The 20,684-nt window shown below is 58.5% G+C and carries 23 protein-coding genes and 1 pseudogene; 12 read left to right on the forward strand and 12 right to left on the reverse strand.

The window, feature by feature from the left end; genetic code table 11:
* The first annotated feature begins 79 nt into the window (after nucleotides 1–79).
* The 3 genes from AABC73_RS17205 to AABC73_RS17215 are packed head-to-tail and all read left to right on the forward strand — an operon-like array spanning nucleotide 80 to nucleotide 2,792.
* Entirely contained in the window at nucleotides 80–1,453 is a 1,374-nt protein-coding gene (locus AABC73_RS17205) for a cystathionine beta-synthase (protein WP_341520215.1), read from the forward strand.
* The gene (locus AABC73_RS17210; RefSeq protein ID WP_341520216.1) at nucleotides 1,450–2,628 is read left to right on the forward strand and encodes a cystathionine gamma-synthase; all 1,179 of its coding nucleotides are present in this window, start codon (nucleotides 1,450–1,452) and stop codon (nucleotides 2,626–2,628) included. Before AABC73_RS17205 ends, AABC73_RS17210 begins: the two co-directional genes overlap by 4 nt.
* 17 nt (nucleotides 2,629–2,645) lie before the next feature.
* A complete protein-coding gene (locus AABC73_RS17215) occupies nucleotides 2,646–2,792 on the forward strand; it encodes a DUF1330 domain-containing protein (protein ID WP_341524268.1) in 147 nt (48 codons plus the stop codon).
* A gap of 43 nt (nucleotides 2,793–2,835) precedes the next feature.
* Here AABC73_RS17215 and AABC73_RS17220 read toward each other — a convergent pair whose 3' ends face one another.
* Nucleotides 2,836–3,216 (reverse strand): RidA family protein, encoded by a 381-nt coding sequence (locus AABC73_RS17220; protein WP_341520217.1) that lies wholly within the window; start codon nucleotides 3,214–3,216, stop codon nucleotides 2,836–2,838.
* A 365-nt stretch (nucleotides 3,217–3,581) separates the two neighbouring features.
* Here AABC73_RS17220 and AABC73_RS17225 point away from each other — a divergent pair, with 365 nt between their 5' ends.
* Nucleotides 3,582–4,040, forward strand: coding sequence for a GNAT family N-acetyltransferase (locus AABC73_RS17225; protein WP_341520218.1), 459 nt, complete (start codon nucleotides 3,582–3,584; stop codon nucleotides 4,038–4,040).
* A 71-nt stretch (nucleotides 4,041–4,111) separates the two neighbouring features.
* On the opposite strand, the gene AABC73_RS17230 is transcribed toward AABC73_RS17225, so the two are convergent.
* The 3 genes from AABC73_RS17230 to AABC73_RS17240 form a co-directional block, all read right to left on the reverse strand.
* Nucleotides 4,112–4,903, reverse strand: coding sequence for a hypothetical protein (locus AABC73_RS17230; RefSeq protein ID WP_341520219.1), 792 nt, complete (start codon nucleotides 4,901–4,903; stop codon nucleotides 4,112–4,114).
* Nucleotides 4,904–5,624: 721 nt separating this feature from the next.
* A complete protein-coding gene (locus AABC73_RS17235) occupies nucleotides 5,625–6,632 on the reverse strand; it encodes a helix-turn-helix domain-containing protein (protein ID WP_341520220.1) in 1,008 nt (335 codons plus the stop codon).
* A 4-nt stretch (nucleotides 6,633–6,636) separates the two neighbouring features.
* Nucleotides 6,637–7,179: an isochorismatase family protein gene (locus AABC73_RS17240; RefSeq protein ID WP_341520221.1), complete on the reverse strand. Its 543-nt coding sequence runs from the start codon at nucleotides 7,177–7,179 to the stop codon at nucleotides 6,637–6,639.
* 264 nt (nucleotides 7,180–7,443) lie between these two features.
* Between AABC73_RS17240 and AABC73_RS17245 the strand changes: the two genes are divergently transcribed.
* A complete protein-coding gene (locus AABC73_RS17245; RefSeq protein WP_065832159.1) occupies nucleotides 7,444–7,785 on the forward strand; it encodes a carboxymuconolactone decarboxylase family protein in 342 nt (113 codons plus the stop codon).
* A gap of 119 nt (nucleotides 7,786–7,904) precedes the next feature.
* On the opposite strand, the gene AABC73_RS17250 is transcribed toward AABC73_RS17245, so the two are convergent.
* Nucleotides 7,905–9,251: a 2-hydroxycarboxylate transporter family protein gene (locus AABC73_RS17250; protein WP_341520222.1), complete on the reverse strand. Its 1,347-nt coding sequence runs from the start codon at nucleotides 9,249–9,251 to the stop codon at nucleotides 7,905–7,907.
* Nucleotides 9,252–9,379: 128 nt separating this feature from the next.
* Between AABC73_RS17250 and AABC73_RS17255 the strand changes: the two genes are divergently transcribed.
* Nucleotides 9,380–10,297 carry a LysR substrate-binding domain-containing protein gene (locus AABC73_RS17255; protein WP_341520223.1) on the forward strand — a complete coding sequence of 306 codons (918 nt, stop codon included), beginning with the start codon at nucleotides 9,380–9,382 and terminating at the stop codon, nucleotides 10,295–10,297.
* A 39-nt stretch (nucleotides 10,298–10,336) separates the two neighbouring features.
* Here the strand turns inward: AABC73_RS17255 and leuD are convergent, their stop codons facing one another.
* Nucleotides 10,337–10,945: a 3-isopropylmalate dehydratase small subunit gene (gene leuD / locus AABC73_RS17260; protein WP_341520224.1), complete on the reverse strand. Its 609-nt coding sequence runs from the start codon at nucleotides 10,943–10,945 to the stop codon at nucleotides 10,337–10,339.
* Nucleotides 10,946–10,957: 12 nt separating this feature from the next.
* Nucleotides 10,958–12,370, reverse strand: coding sequence for a 3-isopropylmalate dehydratase large subunit (leuC, locus tag AABC73_RS17265; protein WP_341520225.1), 1,413 nt, complete (start codon nucleotides 12,368–12,370; stop codon nucleotides 10,958–10,960).
* 95 nt (nucleotides 12,371–12,465) lie between these two features.
* Here leuC and AABC73_RS17270 point away from each other — a divergent pair, with 95 nt between their 5' ends.
* Nucleotides 12,466–12,561, forward strand: coding sequence for a glyoxalase superfamily protein (locus AABC73_RS17270; RefSeq protein ID WP_341520226.1), 96 nt, complete (start codon nucleotides 12,466–12,468; stop codon nucleotides 12,559–12,561).
* A gap of 23 nt (nucleotides 12,562–12,584) precedes the next feature.
* On the opposite strand, the gene AABC73_RS17275 is transcribed toward AABC73_RS17270, so the two are convergent.
* From AABC73_RS17275 to AABC73_RS17290, 4 genes are all read right to left on the reverse strand, one after another.
* Entirely contained in the window at nucleotides 12,585–13,604 is a 1,020-nt protein-coding gene (locus AABC73_RS17275) for a HAMP domain-containing sensor histidine kinase (protein WP_341520227.1), read from the reverse strand.
* Nucleotides 13,605–13,613: 9 nt separating this feature from the next.
* Complete coding sequence (locus AABC73_RS17280; RefSeq protein WP_341520228.1) at nucleotides 13,614–15,074, reverse strand: ATPase domain-containing protein; 1,461 nt, start codon at nucleotides 15,072–15,074, stop codon at nucleotides 13,614–13,616.
* The gene (locus tag AABC73_RS17285) at nucleotides 15,071–15,505 is read right to left on the reverse strand and encodes a hypothetical protein (protein WP_341520229.1); all 435 of its coding nucleotides are present in this window, start codon (nucleotides 15,503–15,505) and stop codon (nucleotides 15,071–15,073) included. Before AABC73_RS17285 ends, AABC73_RS17280 begins: the two co-directional genes overlap by 4 nt.
* 255 nt (nucleotides 15,506–15,760) lie before the next feature.
* Complete coding sequence (locus AABC73_RS17290; RefSeq protein ID WP_341524269.1) at nucleotides 15,761–16,405, reverse strand: glutathione S-transferase; 645 nt, start codon at nucleotides 16,403–16,405, stop codon at nucleotides 15,761–15,763.
* Between the two features lie 148 nt (nucleotides 16,406–16,553).
* Here AABC73_RS17290 and AABC73_RS17295 point away from each other — a divergent pair, with 148 nt between their 5' ends.
* From AABC73_RS17295 to AABC73_RS17305, 3 genes are all read left to right on the forward strand, one after another.
* The gene (locus AABC73_RS17295; RefSeq protein ID WP_341520230.1) at nucleotides 16,554–17,117 is read left to right on the forward strand and encodes a TetR/AcrR family transcriptional regulator; all 564 of its coding nucleotides are present in this window, start codon (nucleotides 16,554–16,556) and stop codon (nucleotides 17,115–17,117) included.
* A gap of 191 nt (nucleotides 17,118–17,308) precedes the next feature.
* Nucleotides 17,309–17,674 (forward strand): EamA family transporter, encoded by a 366-nt coding sequence (locus AABC73_RS17300; protein ID WP_341520231.1) that lies wholly within the window; start codon nucleotides 17,309–17,311, stop codon nucleotides 17,672–17,674.
* 168 nt (nucleotides 17,675–17,842) lie between these two features.
* Entirely contained in the window at nucleotides 17,843–17,983 is a 141-nt protein-coding gene (locus tag AABC73_RS17305; protein WP_341524367.1) for a hypothetical protein, read from the forward strand.
* A 98-nt stretch (nucleotides 17,984–18,081) separates the two neighbouring features.
* Here AABC73_RS17305 and AABC73_RS17310 read toward each other — a convergent pair whose 3' ends face one another.
* Nucleotides 18,082–18,411, reverse strand: coding sequence for a hypothetical protein (locus AABC73_RS17310; protein ID WP_341524270.1), 330 nt, complete (start codon nucleotides 18,409–18,411; stop codon nucleotides 18,082–18,084).
* A gap of 164 nt (nucleotides 18,412–18,575) precedes the next feature.
* Here AABC73_RS17310 and AABC73_RS17315 point away from each other — a divergent pair, with 164 nt between their 5' ends.
* Both AABC73_RS17315 and AABC73_RS17320 read left to right on the forward strand, forming a co-directional pair.
* Nucleotides 18,576–20,252 carry a diguanylate cyclase gene (locus AABC73_RS17315; protein ID WP_341520232.1) on the forward strand — a complete coding sequence of 559 codons (1,677 nt, stop codon included), beginning with the start codon at nucleotides 18,576–18,578 and terminating at the stop codon, nucleotides 20,250–20,252.
* A gap of 17 nt (nucleotides 20,253–20,269) precedes the next feature.
* A pseudogene (locus AABC73_RS17320) lies at nucleotides 20,270–20,677 on the forward strand (MFS transporter); the annotation flags it as partial.
* Nucleotides 20,678–20,684: the final 7 nt, after the last annotated feature.

The following is a 20,684-nucleotide window of genomic DNA, read 5'->3' on the forward strand; positions in this document are numbered from 1 at the left end:
GACAGGCGATTTGGACGGCAGGTGTGCGGACTGCAAGCTACCCTGATCTCAATGCAGATTACCGCAGCGAGATGAAGACATGCCTAATGACTCCCGCCCTGCCGTGCTCGGATTGATCGGCAATACGCCGCTGGTGCGCGTCACCCGCTTCGATACCGGCCTGTGTACGTTGTTCCTCAAACTCGAATCGCAGAATCCCGGCGGCTCGATCAAGGATCGCATCGGCCTGGCGATGATCGATGCCGCCGAACGCGATGGTCGCCTGAGCCCCGGAGGCACCATTATCGAGGCGACGGCTGGCAATACCGGCCTGGGACTTGCCCTGGTCGGTCGCGCCAAAGGCTATCGCGTGGTGTTGGTGGTGCCGGACAAAATGTCCACAGAGAAAGTCCTGCACCTCAAGGCGATGGGCGCCGAAGTGCACATCACCCGCTCCGACGTCGGCAAGGGCCACCCCGAATATTATCAGGACGTCGCCGCGCGGCTGGCGCAGGAGATTCCCGATGCGTTCTTTGCCGATCAATTCAACAATCCCGCCAACCCGCTGGCCCACGAATGCAGCACGGCGCCAGAGATCTGGGCGCAGACCGAACATGATCTGGATGCAATCGTCGTCGGCGTCGGCTCGGCAGGTACGCTGACCGGGCTGACGCGGTTCTTTCGCCGGGTGCAGCCGGACCTGGTCATGGTGCTGGCCGACCCGGTTGGCTCGGTCATGGCCGACTACAGTCGCGGCTTGCCACTGCCCACGCCCGGTTCCTGGGCCGTGGAAGGCATCGGCGAAGACTTCATCCCTTCAATTGCCGACCTTTCCAGCGTGCGCCACGCCTATTCCATCAGCGACGAGGAAAGCTTCGATCATGCCCGGCAACTGTTGCGCGCCGAAGGCATTCTCGGCGGCTCTTCGACCGGCACGTTGCTGGCGGCGGCGCTGCGCTACTGTCGCGAACAAACCGAGCCCAAACGCGTGGTCAGTTTCGTCTGCGACACGGGCACCCGCTACTTGTCCAAGGTGTACAACGATCAATGGATGACCGATCAGGGCTTGCTGCAGCGCAAGCGTTATGGCGACCTGCGCGACCTGATCGCCCGGCGTTTCGAGGATGGGCGGGTGATCAGCGTGGGCCCGGATGACACCCTGCTGACCGCTTTCCAGCGCATGCGGCTGGCCGATGTGTCGCAGCTGCCGGTACTGGTGGATGGCCAACAGCTGGTCGGCGTTATCGACGAATCCGACATCTTGGTCGGCGTCCATCAAGACCCATCGCATCTGCGTATGACTGTGGCCAGCGCCATGACCGGCAAATTGGAAGTTCTGCCCCCGGACGCCAGTCTGGTTGAGTTGCAAAGCAAGCTTGATCGAGGGCTGATAGCGATTATTGCTGACGCGGTGTGCTTTCACGGCCTGATTACCCGCGTCGATCTGCTCAATCATTTACGGAGATCACTATGAGTCAACACGATGAAACCACGCCGCCACAGGCCTTCGCCACCCGAGTGATCCACGCAGGCCAGGCGCCGGACCCTTCCACCGGGGCATTGATGCCACCGATTTATGCCAACTCCACTTATCTGCAACAAAGTCCCGGCGTGCATAAGGGGCTTGATTATGGGCGTTCACACAACCCGACGCGCTGGGCATTGGAGCGCTGCGTGGCAGACCTGGAAAGCGGAACCCAGGCCTACGCCTTCGCCTCCGGGCTGGCGGCGATTTCCACCGTGCTCGAATTGCTCGACGCCGGCGCGCACATCGTTTCCGGCAATGACCTGTACGGCGGCACGTTCCGACTGTTTGACAAGGTGCGTCAACGCAGCGCCGGGCATCGTTTCAGTTATGTCGATCTAACCGATCTGGCGGCATTCGAAGCAGCGTTGCAGGATGACACGCGGATGGTCTGGGTCGAGACGCCGAGCAACCCGCTGCTGAGTCTTACCGACCTCGCCGCCGTGGCGCGCATCTGTCGTGGACGCGGCATTATCTGTGTCGCCGACAACACCTTTGCCAGCCCGTGGATTCAGCGTCCGCTGGAGCTGGGTTTCGATATCGTGGTGCACTCGACCACCAAATACCTCAACGGCCACTCCGACGTGATCGGTGGCATCGCGGTGGTAGGCCAGAACCCGGAACTGGCCGAGCGCCTGGGGTTTCTACAGAACTCGGTGGGCGCCATCGCCGGGCCGTTCGACGCGTTTCTCACCCTGCGCGGCGTGAAGACCCTGGCCCTGCGCATGGAACGCCATTGCAACAATGCGCTGACGCTGGCGCAATGGTTGGAACAACAGCCGCAGGTCACGCATGTTTATTATCCGGGCCTGGCTTCGCACCCTCAGCATGAACTGGCGCGGCAGCAGATGCGCGGATTCGGCGGCATGATCTCCGTTGACCTGAACACTGATCTAGCCGGCGCCAGGCGTTTTCTGGAAAATGTACGGATCTTCGCCTTGGCCGAAAGTCTCGGTGGCGTGGAGAGCCTGATCGAGCACCCGGCAATCATGACCCACGCAAGCATTCCGGCAGAAACCCGCGCGCAGCTTGGCATCGGCGATGGGCTGGTGCGGTTGTCAGTGGGCGTCGAGGATATCGAAGACCTGCGCGCGGATCTGGCCCAGGCGCTGGCCAGCATCTGACGGGCTTTACTTTGCCGGTGCTCACGGGCGCGCTCGAACGGGGATTGGTCAGCGAGTTTGCCGATCGCGAGGCAGCTGTTAAATGGTACGAAAGCGTTGAATATCAGGCGCTCATCGAAGTACGCAACATTGCCTTTGACAGCCGCTTTGTGTTGATCGGCTAAGCTGCGCCCTTCGCGTCTGGGTCGCAGCTGCCTGACTGACGATTCAGCCCTTGGCCGCCATCGCGGTCACTTCCACGCGCATGCCTTCAACCGCCAGCGCGGCAACGCCAACAGCGGCGCGAACCGGCCAGGGCTTGCTGAAGAAGCGCTGATAAACCTCATTGAAGGCCGGACGGTCGGCCATGTCGGTGAGGTAGATCGTCAAATGCAGAACCCGATCCATGGAGCTGCCGGCTTTTTCCAGTGCAACCTTCAACGCTTGCAGCGTGCATTCGCTCTGCGCAACGATACCGCCCAACTCCAGACTGCCGTCGGCACGGGTCGGAATCTGCGTGGAGACCAGCAGGCCGCCGACACCGGCTACGTCAGAGGAAATGGATTCCGGATCGGGGTCAGCGACAAAAGTAAGGTCGTGGTTTGCCATGGGGGATCTCTTGCTTGAGGGCTAGCGGGAATTTTGCAGGCCGCCAGTCTACAACCCCATGGCAGGTTCGTGAATTAGCGGCGCAGCCGACACCAGCGCAGGCCGCGCGATGACCAGCGTGCGCTGGCAGGCTTGAAACCTCCAGGCGAACCCAGAGCAAGGCGGTTGGTCGACGCCTGCCCTGTCTGCTCGCGATATTGAAGGTATGTCTGGTCAGGCGATTGATTTCTTGGGGGTGGTATTACCTCAAGGACCGACGGATCGTCATTCGAAACCAGCCGGTACGTTCCCGATGAAGTCTGCCCCATGGCCTGCTCACCCGGATTTGTTTAGCATCGGCAGACCATTCGCAAGGAATTGCCCAGATGGATTGCCTGATTCGAAGCGCAACTCGCGAGGACGCCTCGGCCATCAGCACGGTCATCGTCAACGCCTTACGCCAGTCCAACGCCCACGATTATTCACCCGAAATCATCGCCCGGGTTGAGCAAGGCTTTGCCCCGAAGGCAATCCTCGATTTGTTGATTCAGCGTGAGGTCTACGTGGCGATGGTCCGCGGTCAGATAGTTGCAACAGCAAGCCTGGATCGGGACGTGGTTCGAAGTGTGTTCGTCGACCCGGCCCATCAAGGGGCAGGCATAGGACGACAACTGATGGCGATGCTACTGGCAGTGGCCGTCGGCAACGGAATAGAACGATTACTTGTCCCCTCTTCCATCACCGCAGAAGGTTTTTACGCTTCCCTTGGCTTCAACAAAATTCGAGACGAATTTCATGGAGCCGAGCACACGATCATCATGGAAAGGATGCTTGGGCTCGCGTGAATCGCTCAGTCGACATGGCCGGATCCTCGGCGTCCTGATATCAGGTATCCGAGGGGCGCGGCAGCCTGACATCAGGGTCTTTCAGTCACGGATTCCCGTTGTGCCTGTGACTCTTCGAGCTGGGCAGGCTGCTTGGGCTTCAACTCTGCCAGCGACCGGCGGATGCGGCTTGCCAGCGAACTACGGCCATGCACATTCTGATAGTGAAAAACGGCAGTCGAGCGAATGACAGTAGGATCGGCCGGAAGATTTGTGTGCAACGAGCGATAACCCCAGAACAGATACATATCGCCCGGCCGCATCCGTATCCGCACGAACTGCTCGGCATGTCTGGCGTGACGCTGGGCCAGGCGTCGTTGCGACCATCGATTGTCGATCAGCAACTTGTCCAACAGGTTCAGGGCATAATTTTTTCGAATAGGCCGGTGATTGGGGAGCATGATCAAATCACCTGGGTCACTCTGATCGGGCATACAAACAGGCATGATCGCCGTCAGCACAAATGAATCGTAATGGAAGATCAACGACTCTCGCTGGCCGCGCTCGCCAATAAGGCAGCGTAATACTTGATGCAGATCCGGCTCGCTGGGTCGCTGTCCTGTTCCTTTTGCCACCACACGTTGGCATAAATCGAGGAAGTCGGGGGAGCTGCCCCACTCGTGCAAAAGCGAACCGGCTACGGCCTGGCTGCCGGTCAACGCGACGTATTGATTACCTGCGGCACTGACCGTCTGGCTGACCATCGCTTGTAATTCAGCCAGCTCAACGTCGCTCGCCCAACCACGTAGAACGGCGAAGCCATCAGTGTTGATCGCATCGACCAGCGTCTCGATCTGCGTTTCAGAGAACTTTTGATATTGCATCGGGTGCGTACTCGCGGCGGTGGAGTGAGCATGTCCGCCTGTACCAACCCTGACGCCGGGATAGCGATCAGATGATGTTCAGGCTGACTTAAACCGAAAGCACACACCGTCTCACTAACCGGATGTTGTCTGGCAATGAAATTTGCGACGCCCGCTGCCTTTTTGAGACAGCGCAAGCAATCGTCGTCAGCTTAGTAGAATGATACGCATTTGGTAAAACAACTTTCGTATCTTCTGCTTGACATGATAGCCCGTGGCCGCCTGTAAAGGAGTTGTTCAGCACGTGGTCATCCCCTGAACCTATGCAACGGCGTCAATTATTGGAGCACTGCGATGGGCGTTAGCCAGTTGTGACAAAACGGCATAAAGCGTCCTCGCTTGCCTCCCTCCCTGGAGAGCCCGTAAAGCAACTCTGACTGCCTTGTATGACAATTGAAAATTGAATCCAGAAAATGGGAAACGTCGTCTCTGCGTAGAACCCCAAGGAGGTAATCGTTAGACAGGCAGCCCATAAATCCAGCGATACAGGCTGACAATATATTGTAAAGACAGCTGGCACGTGGTGACCGCTTGTCCGTTTCACAACAGCCTTTTACGTTGCCAGGCCTGTCACCCGCCAGGGCTTCGATATCATCCCTGAAGTGTTCCGCGTAACTACCTGACACCGATCAAAATCCACGTGACTGGAAGGTCATTGCCAAGGTTTGCCCTCCGTTGAAGATCAAGCCGTAACCAGGCGCAGGCGGCTGTGCGAAGGCGGCATGGATTCGTATTTTCCCCAGATACGCCGTAAATGCCGCGCCGACCCGAAACCTGCGCGTTGTGCCACCGTTTCCATATCCAGGCTTGAATGGATCAGCAATTCCCGCGCAAGCGCTACCCGCAGTCGATGCAGGTAATCCAGTGGACCGACTCCTGCATATTCATGGAACAGCCGCCCTAGATGACGGCCACTGGTGCAGGCAATACCTGCCATTTGCTCTACCGTCCAGCCGCCGCCGGGGTCAGCAGCCACTGCATCCTGCACCCGGTGTAGCGCGGGGTGCAGGTGATTACGGCCCATGATCCAGGGCGACAACTGCGGATCGGCACCGCCCCGACGCATATACACCACCATATCCCGCGCGACGGCACACGCCACCCGTGGCCCGCTCAACTCCGCCAGCACCTGCAGCATCAGGTCGATACCCGCTGTGATGCCGGCGCTGGTGCTGATTCGACCGTCAGTGACATACAGGCGGTTTTCCAGCACCCGGGCCTTGGGGGCGAGTTCCTGCAACTTCGCGCACAGGGAGTGATGCGTGGTGCATTGGCGACCATCAAGCAAACCGGCTCGGGCCGCACTCAACGCCCCCGCACACACGCACAGCAACCGCTCGCCGCTGGGAGCCAGAACCCGTCGAAGCCATTCGGTCAGAACAGCGCTGCTTGCTTCGAACTCACGCACCTGCGCCGCGGATATTGCCGACGTTGAACCGACCAATACCACGAGCGTTCCCGGCAACAGGCTTTCCGGCAGCGGCGCCAGCCCCACCAAAGGCAGACCGATAGACGTTTGCAAGTCCGCCATCGGGCTGACGTATTGCAGCTCAAACGCCACGCGCTCCTCGCCTTCTGCATGACCCTCTCCAGACTCGATCCGGGAGGCGAGGCTCAGCACTTCGGCCGGGCCCGCCAGATCCAGCATCAGCACATTGGGCAGCAGCACGAACAGCACCGGAATCGCCATGGTTTCAGCCCTCCAGCGTCTGCGCGACCGTGGCGATGCGTGCGAAACGCCCTTCCAGCACCAGCTCGGTACGCTCGCGAATCTCGGCGGCGCTGTAAGTGCGCTCACTGCGGGCGTGGGTCATGGCGAAGGTCAAGGTGGCCTCACTCACATAGTCCACGGCAAAACCGCTGTCCGAGGCGTGGCGCGTGGTCGTTTCACAACATTGTTCGGTGCGGATGCCGCTGATGATCAGCTTGCCGATCCCCCGCCTCGTCAGCCAGGCTGCCAGTCCAGTGCCGGCAAGTGCGCTGTGATAATGCTTGTGGAAAATCACGCTCGGGCTGATCGACAGCTCTTTCAGCGTACGGACGTGGCCCGACGCCAGGGAAAATGGCCCGTGCTCGCCGACGTGGAATATCTGCACCACCGGAATACCCTGCTCTACACAGCCGTCAATCAACGCCTGCTGTTTTTCGAGGAAGTCAGACAGATCAGTTTCGGACCAGTAAGGTGCGTGACGAAAGGACTCTTGTACATCGATAACGATAAGCGCGCTGAGGGTCATGTTTAGCTCCGTGGCGTTTGCCATGCTGGTGATAATGTCTGCATGGTAAAGCGTGCACAAGCACTGTAATAGACGTGAGCAAGACCAACGGAGGACGTTTTCGGACATGCGTCGCCAGATGGGAGCCGGAGAAAGCCGTATCGCACAATACGGCACCTGAACCTGAACCCTGCAAATTGTCTGCTAAACCTTAGAATTGCTGTTGGTGAAGCTCAAAAACAGGCCGCTGAAATGGCAGGCCCCACCCCTGAAGGAAATCACAAAATGTTCAATAACTGGTCCGAACTGCTGCCCACCATCCAGAAGTCTTTCGCCGCCCTGGGCAAAAGCAACCCGAAAATGGTCAAGGCGTATATGGCGCTCGATGAAGCCTCTGCCGAGAACGATGTGCTGGATGCCAAGACCCGTGAGCTGATCTCCATCGCCGTGGCCATCACGACGCGCTGTGACGGTTGCATTGGCGTACATACCGACGCGGCAATCAAGGCCGGCGCTACCCGCGAGGAAATCGCGGCGACTCTGGCGACCGCTATTTCGCTGAATGCCGGTGCCGCCTATATCTACTCGCTGCGGGCGCTGGAGGCGCATGACGCACTGAAAAAATAAGCAGCGCCGTCTTGTACAGACTGTGTAAGAGCGAACCTGTTCGCGAGGGGGTTTGTCTGGTTACGCAGGACCATCCTCTCGCCAACAAGTTGGCTCCTACAGAGATTGGCATTGCTGTATCAGGAAAAAACCTTGAGCAGGATCGTGGCGATAATCACCGTGGCCGCCCCGCCAATCCGGGTCGATATCTGGGCGAACGGCATCAGTTGCATGCGATTGGCCGCCGAAAGAATCGCGACATCGCCTGTACCGCCCAGCCCGCTGTGACAACAGGTCACGATAGCCGCCTCGATGGGGTACATCTTCATCAGGTTCCCCACCAGGAATCCCGCAGCGGTCATCGACACCACGACGGCAAGGCAGACCACCACATAACCCACCGAAAATACCTTCACGACGCTGTCGAGTGGTACGTAGAGCATTCCCAGGCCAATCATCACCGGCCAGATAAATGCCGACGAGACAAGTTTATAAAAAGTATGGGCACCCTTCTCCAGACGCTCCGGCAATACCCGAATGTATTTAAAAGCGACTGCGGCAAGAATCATCATCACCGGACCGGGGATACCCACGACTTTTTCCAGCAGGCCGCCAAGCACGAAGAACGCACAGATCAGCAAGACACCTGCGCCCATCAAACGGAAATCGACCGGGCCTTTATCTTCTTCCTTCACCTGAAACTTGTCGTTCTCATCCTTGGCCCGAATCAGTGTCCCCTCACCGTTCAACGATGGGCGCTTGAGCGCGATACGAGCCAGCACTCCGGAACAGATGATGGCGATGATGTTGCCCACCACCGCAGCCGGGACCAGTTGGGCGACGTATTGATCCGGGCTTCCACCCAGAATGGCCGAGTAAGCCAGGGACAGCGGCAGAATCCCTTCACCGATACCGCCGCCCAGAATAGGCACGATGATGTAGAAGAACGTGTGGTGAAACGTATAGCCAAACAGCTCGCCCACCAGTAACCCGGCTGCTAAAGCCGCGAACGTACCCGCGAGCAGGGGAACGAACATTCTGATCATGCCTTGAACCAGAGTGAATCGACTCATCCCCAGGATGCTGCCGACCACCAGGCTGGCGATCACGAAATACAGGAAATTGGCATCCTTCATGAGCATCTTGGTGGCATCAATTGTGGGCGCACCGAAAAAACCGAAGAACACCAGAACCGACGGCAACATCAGGCACAGAATCGCCCCGCCACCGAACTCTTTCAATATCGGAAGACGCTGCCCCACCTGACCGAAAAACACGCCCATGGTCATGATGACGGCCAGGCCACCGATCATGTTTTTCGGCAGTAAACCCAAATGGGCCGACAGGAAAACGATGAAAGCGATGCCCAGGAATATCGGCAGCGGAATCACCCCGATCTCATAGGCACACAGGCTGTTCAAGCGATTGCGTAGACCCGAACCGGCTAAACTGCTGACCTTCAGAGATTGCTCATAAGGTTTGTTCATGCGTGTATTCCTCTAGTTATTTTTATCGAGGATTTATGTAAGTCACGGAGAGCCCGATACGATTAATCAAGCGTATTTCGATGTTATCCTTGCGCCAAAACATGATAAATAGCGAAGTCATGAGGCCTATGAACACGAATCGTGAGCAATCCCTGCTACCGGATGACCTTCGGGTTTTTCTCACCGTGATCCGCAAGAATGGTTTCAACCATGCCGCCGAGGAGCTGGGCTATTCACCGGCCTACGTCAGCAAGCGCGTGTCGATTCTGGAGGCGACATTGGGTGCCAGGCTTCTGCACAGGACTACCCGCCGCGTAGCACTGACCGATGATGGCGAACGGGTTCGCGTCTGGGCCACGCGATTTCTGGGGGACATGGATGATTTCATCAGCGAGCTGACCGACGCCCGACAACAGTTAAGCGGCAGCCTGCACATCTGCAGTACATTCGGTTTCGGTCGCAATCATGTGGCGCCGGCGATAACCACGCTGTCCCGTCTGTATCCCAAACTGGAGATTCGACTGGACGTATTTGACCGTGTTGTCGATATCGTCAATGAAGGGTTCGATCTGGAAATTCGGGTAGGCGATGATTTGCCCAATCAATTGCTCGGAAAGAAGCTGGTAGCCAATCGCAGGGTGCTCTGCGCGACTCCGGACTATCTGCAGCGACGTGGCAGACCGAACTCGCTGGACGACCTGTCCGATCATGATTGCCTGGTCCTCAAGGAACGCAATAATGCCTTCGGCCTCTGGAGCCTTACCAAGGGTGGAGTCGAAGAGTCGGTGCGGGTCAGCGGGCCACTGTCATCGAACAATGGTGAGATTGTGTTGCGCTGGGCATTGAGCGGCGCAGGGATCATCCTGCGATCTTTATGGGACGTGAAACCCATGCTGGAAAGCGGTGAACTGGTTCAGGTGCTCGACGAGTACACGCAAAGTGCCAATGTCTGGGCGGTGTACCCGACGCGGGTCAGCCAGTCGGCAAAACTCAGGGTCTGCATCGAGTTTTTCGAAGAGCATTTCCGCAACTTGTCGCTGGTTTGATCACAGGAGAACTGTTGTTCCCCTGTGATAGCCCAGCGCCTAGCTCAGCCAGGGATTCTCTGCGAGGTGCCGGGTTTCGAAATCACGAATCTGCGCTGAGCGTTGCAGTGTGTTGCCGATGGCATCGAGCCCCAGCAGCAGCGATTGCTTGCGTAAATCGTCTATTTCGAAGGCGATCACCGAACCGTCACTCAAGCGAATCACCTGGTTGGGCAAGTCGACACTGATCGTCGTGGTTGCCGCGTTGCTGACCACCTGGCCGAGCCTTTGGTGTTCAGTCTCGGATAACTGGATCGCCAGCACGCCGTTACGCTGGCAGTTGTCATAGAAAATGCCGGCGAAGCTGGTGCCGATCAGCGCCCGGATACCCAATTGCTTGAGCCCCCAGACCGCATGTTCACGGCTGGAGCCGCAACCGAAGTTTGGCCCGGTCACCAGAAAACGCGCACCGCTCCAGGCTGGCTGATTGAGGACGAACTCTGGATTCGGCTCACCCGACCCGAGGAAACGCAGGTCGAAAAACAGGCCCTTGTCCAACCCGCTGCGGTCGATGCCCTTGAGGAACTGCTTGGGCATGATGACGTCCGTGTCAACATTCGACGCGAGGAACGGGGCAGCTTTGCCCGTTACGGTATCAAAAGGTTGCATGGTTCAAGCCTCCTAGGCAAACGAGCGAACATCAGTCAGATGGCCACGGATCGCCGCCGCCGCCACCATCGCCGGGCTCATCAGATGGGTTCGCGCACCCGCACCCTGACGCCCTTCGAAATTTCGGTTGGTACTCGACGCGCAGCGGTCACCCGGCGCCAGCACGTCGTCGTTCATGGCCAGGCACATGGAGCAACCGGACTGGCGCCACTCGAAACCGGCATCGAGGAAAATCCTCGCGAGCCCCTCCTCTTCTGCCTGATTGCGCACCAGGGTCGAGCCCGGCACGATCATCGCCCGCACGCCGGGAGAGACCCGCTTGCCATGGACAACCCGCGCGACGTCGCGCAAATCCTCGATTCGCGCATTGGTGCATGAGCCGATGAATGCATGGCTGATCTTCACCTCGCTCAACAGCATCCCGGCCTCCAGGCCCATGTATTTCAGCGCCCGCTGCATACCCTGGCGCAGAATCAGATCAACTTCCCCGGCAGGATCCGGAACGGTGCTGCCGACCGGGGCGGCCTGATCGGGACTCGTGCCCCAGGTGACCATCGGTTCAAGTGCATTCACGTCGACCCGCACTTCGCGATCAAACACCGCGCCCTCGTCGGTGTACAGCTCCCGCCACTTCTGCTCGGCCGCCGCCCATTGCTCGCCTTGCGGTGCGCGAGGTCTGGATTTGACGTAGGCGAATACCTTATCGTCCGGCGCCATGAACGCACCGCGTGCGCCCGCCTCCACCGCCATGTTGCAGATCGTCATCCGCGCTTCGACGCTCAGCGCCGAGATGGCCGGACCGGCGAATTCGATTGCGTATCCCGTGGCACCCGAAGCGCCGATCTGCTGGATCAGGACCATGATGATGTCTTTGGACGTCACGCCCATGCCGAGGTCGCCGGTCACGGTGACGCGCATGGTCTTCAAGCGCTTGTAGACCAGCGTCTGGGTGGCAAGCAGGTGTTCGATCTCGGAGGTTCCGATACCAAAACCAAATGCGCCGAGGGCGCCATAAGTCGTGGTGTGGCTGTCGCCGGCGGCAACCACCATGCCGGGCAGAATAAACCCCTGCTCGGGAGCGACGACGTGCTCGATGCCCTGGCGCTTGTCCAGCACATCGAACAGCTCAATGCCGAAATCCCGGCAGTTCTCTTCGAAATAGGAGACTTGCAGCGCCCCACCGGCGTCCGGCATCGCGGCAACACGCTCAGGTGCTGTCGGGTTGACGTGGTCGACAACGGCCAGGGTCGCCGAAGGCCGCCATACACTGCGTTTGGCCTCGCGCAGACCGCTGAACGCTTGCGGACTGGTGTATTCATTGGCGACCTGCCGGTCGATGTACAACAGGACGTGGCCCTGATCATCCAGCGTGCAGACGGTATGGCTGTCGATATGTTTTTGATAAAGGGTACGTGGGCTAATCATGGCGATGCACTCTTCTCATTGTTATGCGAGATCACGGTTACTCATGAACCCAGCATATTCCGAATGAAAACTGCATCAATGGCCTTGAAGTGATCATGCAGAACACGAATTGTGAACAATCTGCTGGCGGGCAGGCGGTGCTGGAAGTCTGCGACCCGTTCGGCAACCGGATTCGGTTCTGCCAGAGCTGACGCGCGACGCTGGACGAATGAGGTCAGAAGTGGAACAACGGCAGTGTCAGGACAAACTCGCTGCCTTTACCATCGCCCTCGCTGGTGCCCGTTACTGTCCCGCCATGGGCTTCGACCAGCTCGCGCACCACCGTCAAACCAATGCCCAGCCCCACGCCATTGAAGCCAACCGCGTGGGCATCCTGCACAAAGGGCTCAAAGATAAAGGGCAGCGCCCGGGCAGAAATGCCGATGCCGTTATCCCGAATCCGTACCTCCACACTGTCCGCATTGTTCGATACCGAAAGCACGACAAGACCGCCTGATGGCGTGTATTTCGCAGCGTTGCCGAGCAGATTGCCGAGAATCTGCGCCAGACGCACCGGATCTCCATTGACGATCAGCGCACACTCGGGTTGTTCGACGCGGAAATCCAGGTGCTGGGCGACCATTACCGGGCTGCAGATCTCGATGGCTTCGCGGATGATGGGTGACATGTCGACCAGGCGGCAATCCAGGCGAAACTTGCCAGTGTTCGCGCGTGATACGTCGAGCAGGTCTTCCACCAGGCGCGACATGTGCTGAACCTGACCTTCGATCAACTTCTGCATGCGCGGCAGTTCTTCCCTGGGCACCCGCACCAGTCGCCCGGCAATCATGCTGATGGGGGTCAGCGGATTGCGCAGTTCATGGGCCACCAGGGTCAGGACCTGGCGTTGCCGCTCCAGAGCGTGTTCGGCCAGATCCTGCAGGTGTTGCGCGCCGAGGGCAGCGATCACCAGCTGTTCGTTGGCCTCACGAACCTGCAGGGAAGAGCGTTGTTCTTCCAGCGTGTGCGGTAATTTTTCCGCATCCGCTTGCGCCAACAGGATCGCCAATACCAATTGCTGATTGGCCTCGACCAATTGCTCAAGCTGCCGGCTTTCAGCCATGCGCTGGTTGGTGTCACTCAACTCTTGTTGCAGCGCCGCCAGAACTGCCTTTGCTTCAAGAATTTCCTCCTCGAGCAGGAGTAATTCGCGAGCGGCGTTCGCCGTAACGTCCTTGTCCTCGGCGTTGGTCATGAGGTTGAGTTACTCATTGTTGATGTCCGGGCGCTGCCGGGTCGGCCGGCCGCCCAGTAAACCTTCCTGATCCGGCAGCATCTCGCCGATCTGCAACCCGTTATCGTCGATGCTGTACAAACGCAATTCATCGGAGTGGGCGCTGGCCCGAACCTTGACCACGGCCATGATGCGCAGCAAGCGGCTCTGCACTTCGATGTAACGCTGAACGATGATCGCGTCAGTGAGAAATGCCGTGCCGTAAGGGCTGAAACGCAGGTCGGTGTAGCGGTCTTCCAGTTCTGAAGTCATCAACACGCTGACTCCCGCGCTGGTCAGCGCAGTCACCATGCGCGACAGCGATTCGCGAAAGTCTTCGCGGAAGGTCGGCGCCAGCGCCAGCTCAAAACCTGAGAGCGAATCGATCACCACACGAGTGGCTTTGAGTCGACTGATCTCGCTGAGCAGCAACTGGACAATTTCGTCAATCGACAGATCTGGAGCACGACTGTCCACCAGCCCAACCATTCCACTCTGGATCAAGTCAGAAAGCGTAGCGTTTTGCGAGTGATTGGGGCGCTGTTCGAAGACGGCGATGACACCCCTTTCGCCATTGCGCGCGCCCTCGGCCAGAAAGGACGCTGCCAAAATGCTTTTACCCGAGCCCGACGGCCCCGCCACCAGCAAGGAGTACCCGCGAGGCAATCCGCCGCCGAGCATGTCGTCGAGCCGGGGCACGCCCATTTTCAGGCGTTTGACCGGAAACTCCAGAGGCGCCTCGTTCACGTTGCGCGCGGCCGGCGCGAACACTTTGATCCCGGACGTAGCGATGCGGAAGGTATGCAGCCCCGGCAGGGTCGGCTGGCCGCGCATCTTCATGATTTCCATCTTGCGCACCATGGAGTTGCGCTGGACGCTCTGCCGTAGCCAGATGAGACCGTCGGCCACAGTGAAAATCGGGTTGGTGTCGGTTTCGGTGAAATACTCCCCAATCAGGAAGGTGGTCGCCTGCCAGGTGGTCATCAACATGCCCAATTCCTGAATGAACTGCGGCAGATTATTGTTGGGATTGGTCTGGGTCTGACTCGCCAGCACCACGGAACGGAACGAGTCGACGAACACCAGCGACGGGTTATGAATCTCAACCTCACTGACGATACGGCGCAAGACTTCGTCGAGATCACCAGCCAATGTGTCGTCGACCAGATTCACGTAGCGAATCGACTTATTTATCGCGTCACTGTCGAAAAAATCGAACTGCTGCTGATAACGCAGCATCTTCAGCGGCGGCTCGCCCAGTACCGTAAAGAACAAGGCCGGGCGCTCGGGCGTCGCCAGGGCAAACATCATCTGATGCGCCAGGGTGGTTTTACCGCAGCCAGGCGGGCCCGCGATCAGATTGAACGAAAACTCCGGCAAACCTCCGCCCAGCACCTCGTCCAGTCCTGGCACGCCGGTGGCCAGGCGGTTGATAGTCACTTTGGTGCTCATGGCGATTTTTCCTGCGAAGGAGTGTCGCTCAAAGAAGGTTCCCACACGGAGCTAAGCAAACGCGCGGTCAGCGAAGGCCCGATCAGCGTGGTCAGCAACCCGTAATAGGTGGTCAGCAAGACTTTGCCAAAAAACAGCGCATTGGTTTTGCTTTGCTCGACGAGTACGGCCGCGATGGCAGTCAGAATAGGCGATGCCTGCAGGCTGCCATAGCTGGCAGCCAGACTTGGATGAGTCGTTACGCAGAGATGAAGGCTGCGACGCAGCAACGCCGCAGCCCCTTGTTGGCCGATGACAGGCGTGAGCGCCGCGTCCATATCCTGCAATATGGAAACGACCGCTTGAGCAATTGTTGCAATGTCAGCGTTGGGGCCAACGCGGTGCGCCAGAGAAGCTACGATCTGACGGCTCTCTTCGCTGAGCGTGGGCATGGCTAACTGATATCCGAAGGACAGACTCAGATGGTACACCCTATTGCCGGTTACCGAGCACTGATTGATAAATGCAGTGTAACCGGCTGATTTAAATCAAATCTTTTGATTATGGCCAAATGCCTTAATCCGACAAAGGCAGTCGAATCGCTCGTAATTCAAACGCTATCGAAAATGACTTGGCCAGCGAATCCAAAACGCCATCATGCCGTTGGCGTTTGATGAGCGTGGGTCAACAGCAGAGTGAATCGGATATCAGACCGGCTCGGACATCGTCACCCGGTTTTTCACGCTCTCACGCTCCTGCATCCTTGCGTACCAGGCGTGCAGTGCCTGACATTCTTCAGGAATCGCCAGCTCGACAAGCCCCGCGAAGATCAAACCGCCAATAACGGTGATATCGGCCATTGAAAACGTTTCACCCGCCACGAACGGCCGGGTTTGCAGAACGGCATCGAAGTAATGCATGCCGCGCAGGGCCTTGTCGCGCTGGCGAAAACCCCATTCGGCATTCTGGTAAAGCTCGACGTCAGGACCCAGCCCCGGCGTGGCGTGATGGAAATACACACTGACGGCGTCCAGCAGCTCCAGTTCGGCGCGTTTGCTCATCATGTGGATCAGGCCTTTTTCCAGCGGGGTGCTGCCGGTGAGCGTGGGTGCGCCATCAAGGCTGTCGAGGTATTCGGTGATCGCAGTGCATTCCGCAATCAGGGTTCCATCGTCGAGTTCCAGCACCGGGAGCGTGCCGGAGTAGTTCTTGGCCAGGAATTCCGGGGTCTTGTGCTCGCCTTTCCAGAGATCGATCGAAACGAAACGGGTGCGCGATTGCAGGTTTTTCTCTGCCAGGGCGATGCGTACACGCGCCGGATACGGGCCTGTATGCCAGTCGTAGATGGTCAGCGTGCTTGTGTCTGACGGGGTGTTGGAGTTCATAATAATATTCTACCTGTCTGCCAGTTGATAGGTAGAAGATAACGAGTGAAAAGTTAACGGTCAAGGGCTTTGTATCGCTTAAGATGCCCAGCCATTGAACCGAGGAGACAGTGAAGTGAGCTCAAACCATCGAGAAGCCATTCTGGCCGCCGCCAAGGATGCCGCGCAGGCCCGTGGCTACAGCGGTTTGAATTTTCGTGATCTCGGCGAAGTCGTGGGCATCAAGAGCGCGAGCATCTACTACCACTTCCCGAGCAAGGCCGATCTGGGCGCAGCCGTAGCTCGACGCTATTGGCAAGACACCGCCGCCGAACTGGAAACCATGCTGGCCGAAATGCCGGACCCGGCCAGCTGCCTGCGCCGCTATCCCGAGCTGTTTCGCCGCTCGCTGGCGAACGGTAACCGGCTGTGCCTGTGCAGCTTCATGTCCGCCGAATTCGACGACTTGCCGGAACCGGTCAAGACGGAGATCCAGACCTTCGCCGACATCAGCGTGGCCTGGCTCGGCAAAGTCCTGGCTGCTGCAAACGGTTCCAGCCCCGAGGACAACCAAGCACAGGCGCGCGCGATCTTCGCTGCGGTCTCCGGCGCTCAGCTCATGGCAAGAAGCCGCGCGGATATCGGGCTCTATGACACGCTGATCGAAAGTTATCGTGTGGCGGGACTGCTGCCGGCGTAAACACAAAGCTTCGCGGCTTCCGGCAGCATCGGTCTAGTGGTGGCTAAGCAAAAGCAGGCAGCCTATTGACCAGACTCGGTGTGAATTCCGTCATCAGCTGGCAGGCATTGAGGGTTGGACGAGAAGGCTGAACCGCTACCGCCAACCCCGAAAAACGCTGTACCTCAGCAATCATTGAAGTGACGGGCATCATGAGCGAACAGCTGGCGAATGTAGAGCGAGCCATTGAAGTCCCACGCCCGCAATTGGGTAATATGGCGATTGTCGGCGCCATAGCGGCAACGTGTGTCGGGCTGCCGGGTTGGGTCGCGCCGACTGCGTCCGAATGGGTTTTGCTGGGCATAGTCTCGCTGACGGGGGTGGTCGCTCAACTGCTGCTCATTCAGTCCCTTAGATATGCAACAGCCGGAACCCTGCAACCGTTCAACTACGCGTTGCTGGTGTTCGCGACCCTGATAGGCTTGGCCGTGTTCGGCGAGATTCCTGATACCTGGACGGTGGTCGGCGCGGTATTGGTTATTCTCGGGGGCATGTATTCCATCAAAACCAAAAGCTGAATGCCGCGCCTGGCATTTGCTGAAGTATTGAGCGAAATCGGTCAGGGCTGTGTGAGCGAATGTGTCCTGAATATGCCTGTGTGGAATGATTGTTACCGGATTGAAATATACGACCGGGCCATTTATTTCACTTCGATTAGGACTCATCAATCGCCCTGACTGACCCTCGTGAGCAAACTTCTGATCGTCGACGTCGAAATCCTCGATCTGCAGGTCAGTCGGTTGCGCCGCGAGATCGAACCCGACAGCAAGCGCCCCGACATCATCCGCAGCGGGCGCAACGGCGGCTACAACTCACCGCTGATGTAAGCCGGCGATGAGCGCTCTGGACGGATCCAGGGACACCATCGTGCGCTGGATCGCGCTGACGATCATCGCCGTGTTAGTTGAATCTGCAGAAACTTCCCCTATTTACGCGCCAGCTCGTGGTTGATGCACTGCTCTAAATAGGTCTGCTTGATACCGGCCGGCTTCAGGCGTGAAGCACTTTTATACGTCTGTTCGGTGATGCCCATGGCCGTCATGCGCATCCAGGGTTGGGTAAACTTCCGGGTTTGCAGCTTCTTGCGTGCGCCATAGAGGGTCACTCCCGCAAGCTTCGATTCCTGCGCGCCTGCCGCAATGCCCGAACCCCAGGCGCAAATAACCCGCCCATTCATGCTCGGCTCTTTCGCCTGAGCCGTTAGCGAAACATTGACCAAGACCAACGTCGCCGCAATCAATCCAAAGATCCGCATCAAGCCAGCACCTAACATTCTGAAAAGAAAGACAGTTTGACGGGCAATCCGAGATTGCGGGGCCAGCAATATGCCTTATTTCCTGGTGAAACTGCTGACGGAAGCTGGCGGTTAGCCATTTATTCTGGATAACATGACCACAGTCCAGTCGTCAGGTCGCGCCCATGCTCAAAGCCAGTCTCCGTAGCCACCTGACCCTCTGGTTTGCCGGTCTGTCCCTGCTGACGCTGCTGATCGTCGGCGTGTATGTGGGCCATATCGCCACCGAGCAAATGAAGCAGGCGAGCGGCAGCGCGTTGGCGAGCACTGCCCGATCAGCTGCGGCGCTATTGGGCATCCAGTTGCGGGAACGACAACTGGAAATCTTTCTGCTCAGCCGCGAACCCCATCTGGTGCGAGGCAACCTCGATGACCCGGACATATTGCCGTCGATGGAGCTGCGCAGTCAGTCGCGGTCCGAATACGCCTGGATGGGCGTGGCGGACACCGATGGGCGGGTGCGCCAGGCGGTGAAAGGCCTGCTGCTGAATCAATCGGTGAAAGAACGCCCTTGGTTCAAGGCCGGATTGCTCGGCCCGTACACCGGCGATCCTCATGAGGCGCTGCTGCTGGCAAAAATGCTGCCCTCCAATACCAACGGCGAGCCTCTGCGTTTCATTGATTTTGCAGCGCCCATTGTCAATGTCGACGGTCAAGTGGTCGGCGTCCTCGGCGCACATGCCCATTGGAGCTGGGTGACGACGATTGTTCAATCCGCCGTCTCGCACACCGACATGAGCGCTGACACGCAGGTGCTGATCGTCAATCAGGATGGGCGGATACTCTATCCCGAGCAACTTGCCGGGCAGCAGCAAACCAATATGCCTGGATCGCCACTCACCCTCTCCGATGCCTCCGGCTGGTCGGTGGACAGCGAGTTTGTCAGCAGCGTCATTGCAGTGCAGACGCCGCCCAACTCGGGGCTGGCCTGGAACATTGCGGTCCGCCAGCCGCTGAACACAGCGCTGCAACCCGCGCGCATCCTGCTTTACAAGCTGCTGGGGCTGGGTGTGCTTGCCGCGCTGCTGTTCGCGGTGGTGGCTTACTATCTGGCGCTGACCCTCAGTCGACCAATCGAGCAACTGGCCAGATCCGCCAAGCGGGTCCAGGCCCATCGCACCGACGTGTCCTTTCCCCTGCATCATCCCGTTCAGGAAATCGCGCAACTGGGCCAATCCATGCAAAGCATGACCGAGTCGTTGCTGGGCAAGGAGCGTGAATTGCAGGCCGCGAACGCGTCTCTGGAAACCACCGTCGCGCAACGCACCGCCGCCCTTACCCAGGCCAATGCCGAACTCTTGAAACTGGCGAGCCACGACGCCCTCACCGGGGTTTACAACCGGCGTCGGCTGGATGAGAAGCTGGTCGAGTGCAGCCTGCTCTTCAAGCGCACCGGCCGTGCATTCGCCTTACTGTTGATCGATGCCGACCATTTCAAGCGCATTAATGACACCTTCGGACACGCCACCGGTGACGAAGTGCTGGTGCAACTGGCGCAGTTGATTCAATCCAGCACCCGCGCCACTGACTTTGTCGCCCGCTATGGCGGTGAAGAGTTCGCCGTGCTGTTGCTGGAAATCGAAGGCGAACAAAGCCCGTTGATTGTTGCCCAGACCATCTGCTCCGCCATCGCCCAGGCCACGTTTGCCGTGGTCGGGCAAGTCACCGTTAGCGTCGGTATCGCACTGGCGCGGGCCTCGGACGCCAATCCGGCGGCGCTGATCAATCGCGCTGATCAGCAGCTTTACCAGGCGAAGCGATTAGGCAGGAACCGGGTCGCATCGTTTGAGCGAAGTTCGTGACTCAGGTAAAGGATGCCACCGGGGTCAACGCCTTCATGCACTACACGCCGATCATTCTCAAGAACACCGGGATTGGCACCAATACCGCGCTGACCGCCACTATCAGCAACGGCATCGTCTCGGTGATCGCCACCCTGCTGGGTATCTGGGCGATCGGCCGCTTCGGGCGTCGTCATCTGTTGATGTCGGAACTGTTCCCGACGCAGGTTCGTGGCCTGCTGACCGGTACCGCCGTGTCGATGCAATGGCTGTTCAACGCAGCGGTTGCCTTTCCAATGGCCCTGGCAGCGCTGGGAAACCCGACCTTTTTTGTCTTTGCGGTGATTAACGTTGGCTCTTTGCTGTTCGTGTTCTTCTGTCTGCCGGAAACCAAGGGCAAGTCTCTGGAACAGATCGAACGCCACATGAAGAAAGAGCTGGTTTAATGTCGCC

This window comes from Pseudomonas sp. G.S.17 (genome assembly GCF_038096165.1).
Taxonomy (GTDB): Bacteria; Pseudomonadota; Gammaproteobacteria; order Pseudomonadales; family Pseudomonadaceae; genus Aquipseudomonas.

Bases quoted from the DNA above. Each gene is read 5' to 3' on its own strand.
- AABC73_RS17205 (WP_341520215.1), top strand. From the start codon at position 80: ATGCCTAATGACTCCCGCCCTGCCGTGCTCGGATTGATCGGCAATACG.
- AABC73_RS17245 (WP_065832159.1), top strand. From the start codon at position 7,444: ATGTTCAATAACTGGTCCGAACTGCTGCCCACCATCCAGAAGTCTTTC.
- AABC73_RS17310 (WP_341524270.1), bottom strand. From the start codon at position 18,411: ATGCGGATCTTTGGATTGATTGCGGCGACGTTGGTCTTGGTCAATGTT.
- AABC73_RS17285 (WP_341520229.1), bottom strand. From the start codon at position 15,505: ATGCCCACGCTCAGCGAAGAGAGCCGTCAGATCGTAGCTTCTCTGGCG.
- AABC73_RS17235 (WP_341520220.1), bottom strand. From the start codon at position 6,632: ATGGCGATTCCGGTGCTGTTCGTGCTGCTGCCCAATGTGCTGATGCTG.
- AABC73_RS17210 (WP_341520216.1), top strand. From the start codon at position 1,450: ATGAGTCAACACGATGAAACCACGCCGCCACAGGCCTTCGCCACCCGA.
- leuC (WP_341520225.1), bottom strand. From the start codon at position 12,370: ATGATTAGCCCACGTACCCTTTATCAAAAACATATCGACAGCCATACC.
- leuD (WP_341520224.1), bottom strand. From the start codon at position 10,945: ATGCAACCTTTTGATACCGTAACGGGCAAAGCTGCCCCGTTCCTCGCG.
- AABC73_RS17300 (WP_341520231.1), top strand. From the start codon at position 17,309: ATGAGCGAACAGCTGGCGAATGTAGAGCGAGCCATTGAAGTCCCACGC.
- AABC73_RS17255 (WP_341520223.1), top strand. From the start codon at position 9,380: ATGAACACGAATCGTGAGCAATCCCTGCTACCGGATGACCTTCGGGTT.
- AABC73_RS17225 (WP_341520218.1), top strand. From the start codon at position 3,582: ATGGATTGCCTGATTCGAAGCGCAACTCGCGAGGACGCCTCGGCCATC.
- AABC73_RS17275 (WP_341520227.1), bottom strand. From the start codon at position 13,604: ATGACCAACGCCGAGGACAAGGACGTTACGGCGAACGCCGCTCGCGAA.
- AABC73_RS17280 (WP_341520228.1), bottom strand. From the start codon at position 15,074: ATGAGCACCAAAGTGACTATCAACCGCCTGGCCACCGGCGTGCCAGGA.
- AABC73_RS17230 (WP_341520219.1), bottom strand. From the start codon at position 4,903: ATGCAATATCAAAAGTTCTCTGAAACGCAGATCGAGACGCTGGTCGAT.
- AABC73_RS17220 (WP_341520217.1), bottom strand. From the start codon at position 3,216: ATGGCAAACCACGACCTTACTTTTGTCGCTGACCCCGATCCGGAATCC.
- AABC73_RS17315 (WP_341520232.1), top strand. From the start codon at position 18,576: ATGCTCAAAGCCAGTCTCCGTAGCCACCTGACCCTCTGGTTTGCCGGT.
- AABC73_RS17270 (WP_341520226.1), top strand. From the start codon at position 12,466: ATGCAGAACACGAATTGTGAACAATCTGCTGGCGGGCAGGCGGTGCTG.
- AABC73_RS17250 (WP_341520222.1), bottom strand. From the start codon at position 9,251: ATGAACAAACCTTATGAGCAATCTCTGAAGGTCAGCAGTTTAGCCGGT.
- AABC73_RS17240 (WP_341520221.1), bottom strand. From the start codon at position 7,179: ATGACCCTCAGCGCGCTTATCGTTATCGATGTACAAGAGTCCTTTCGT.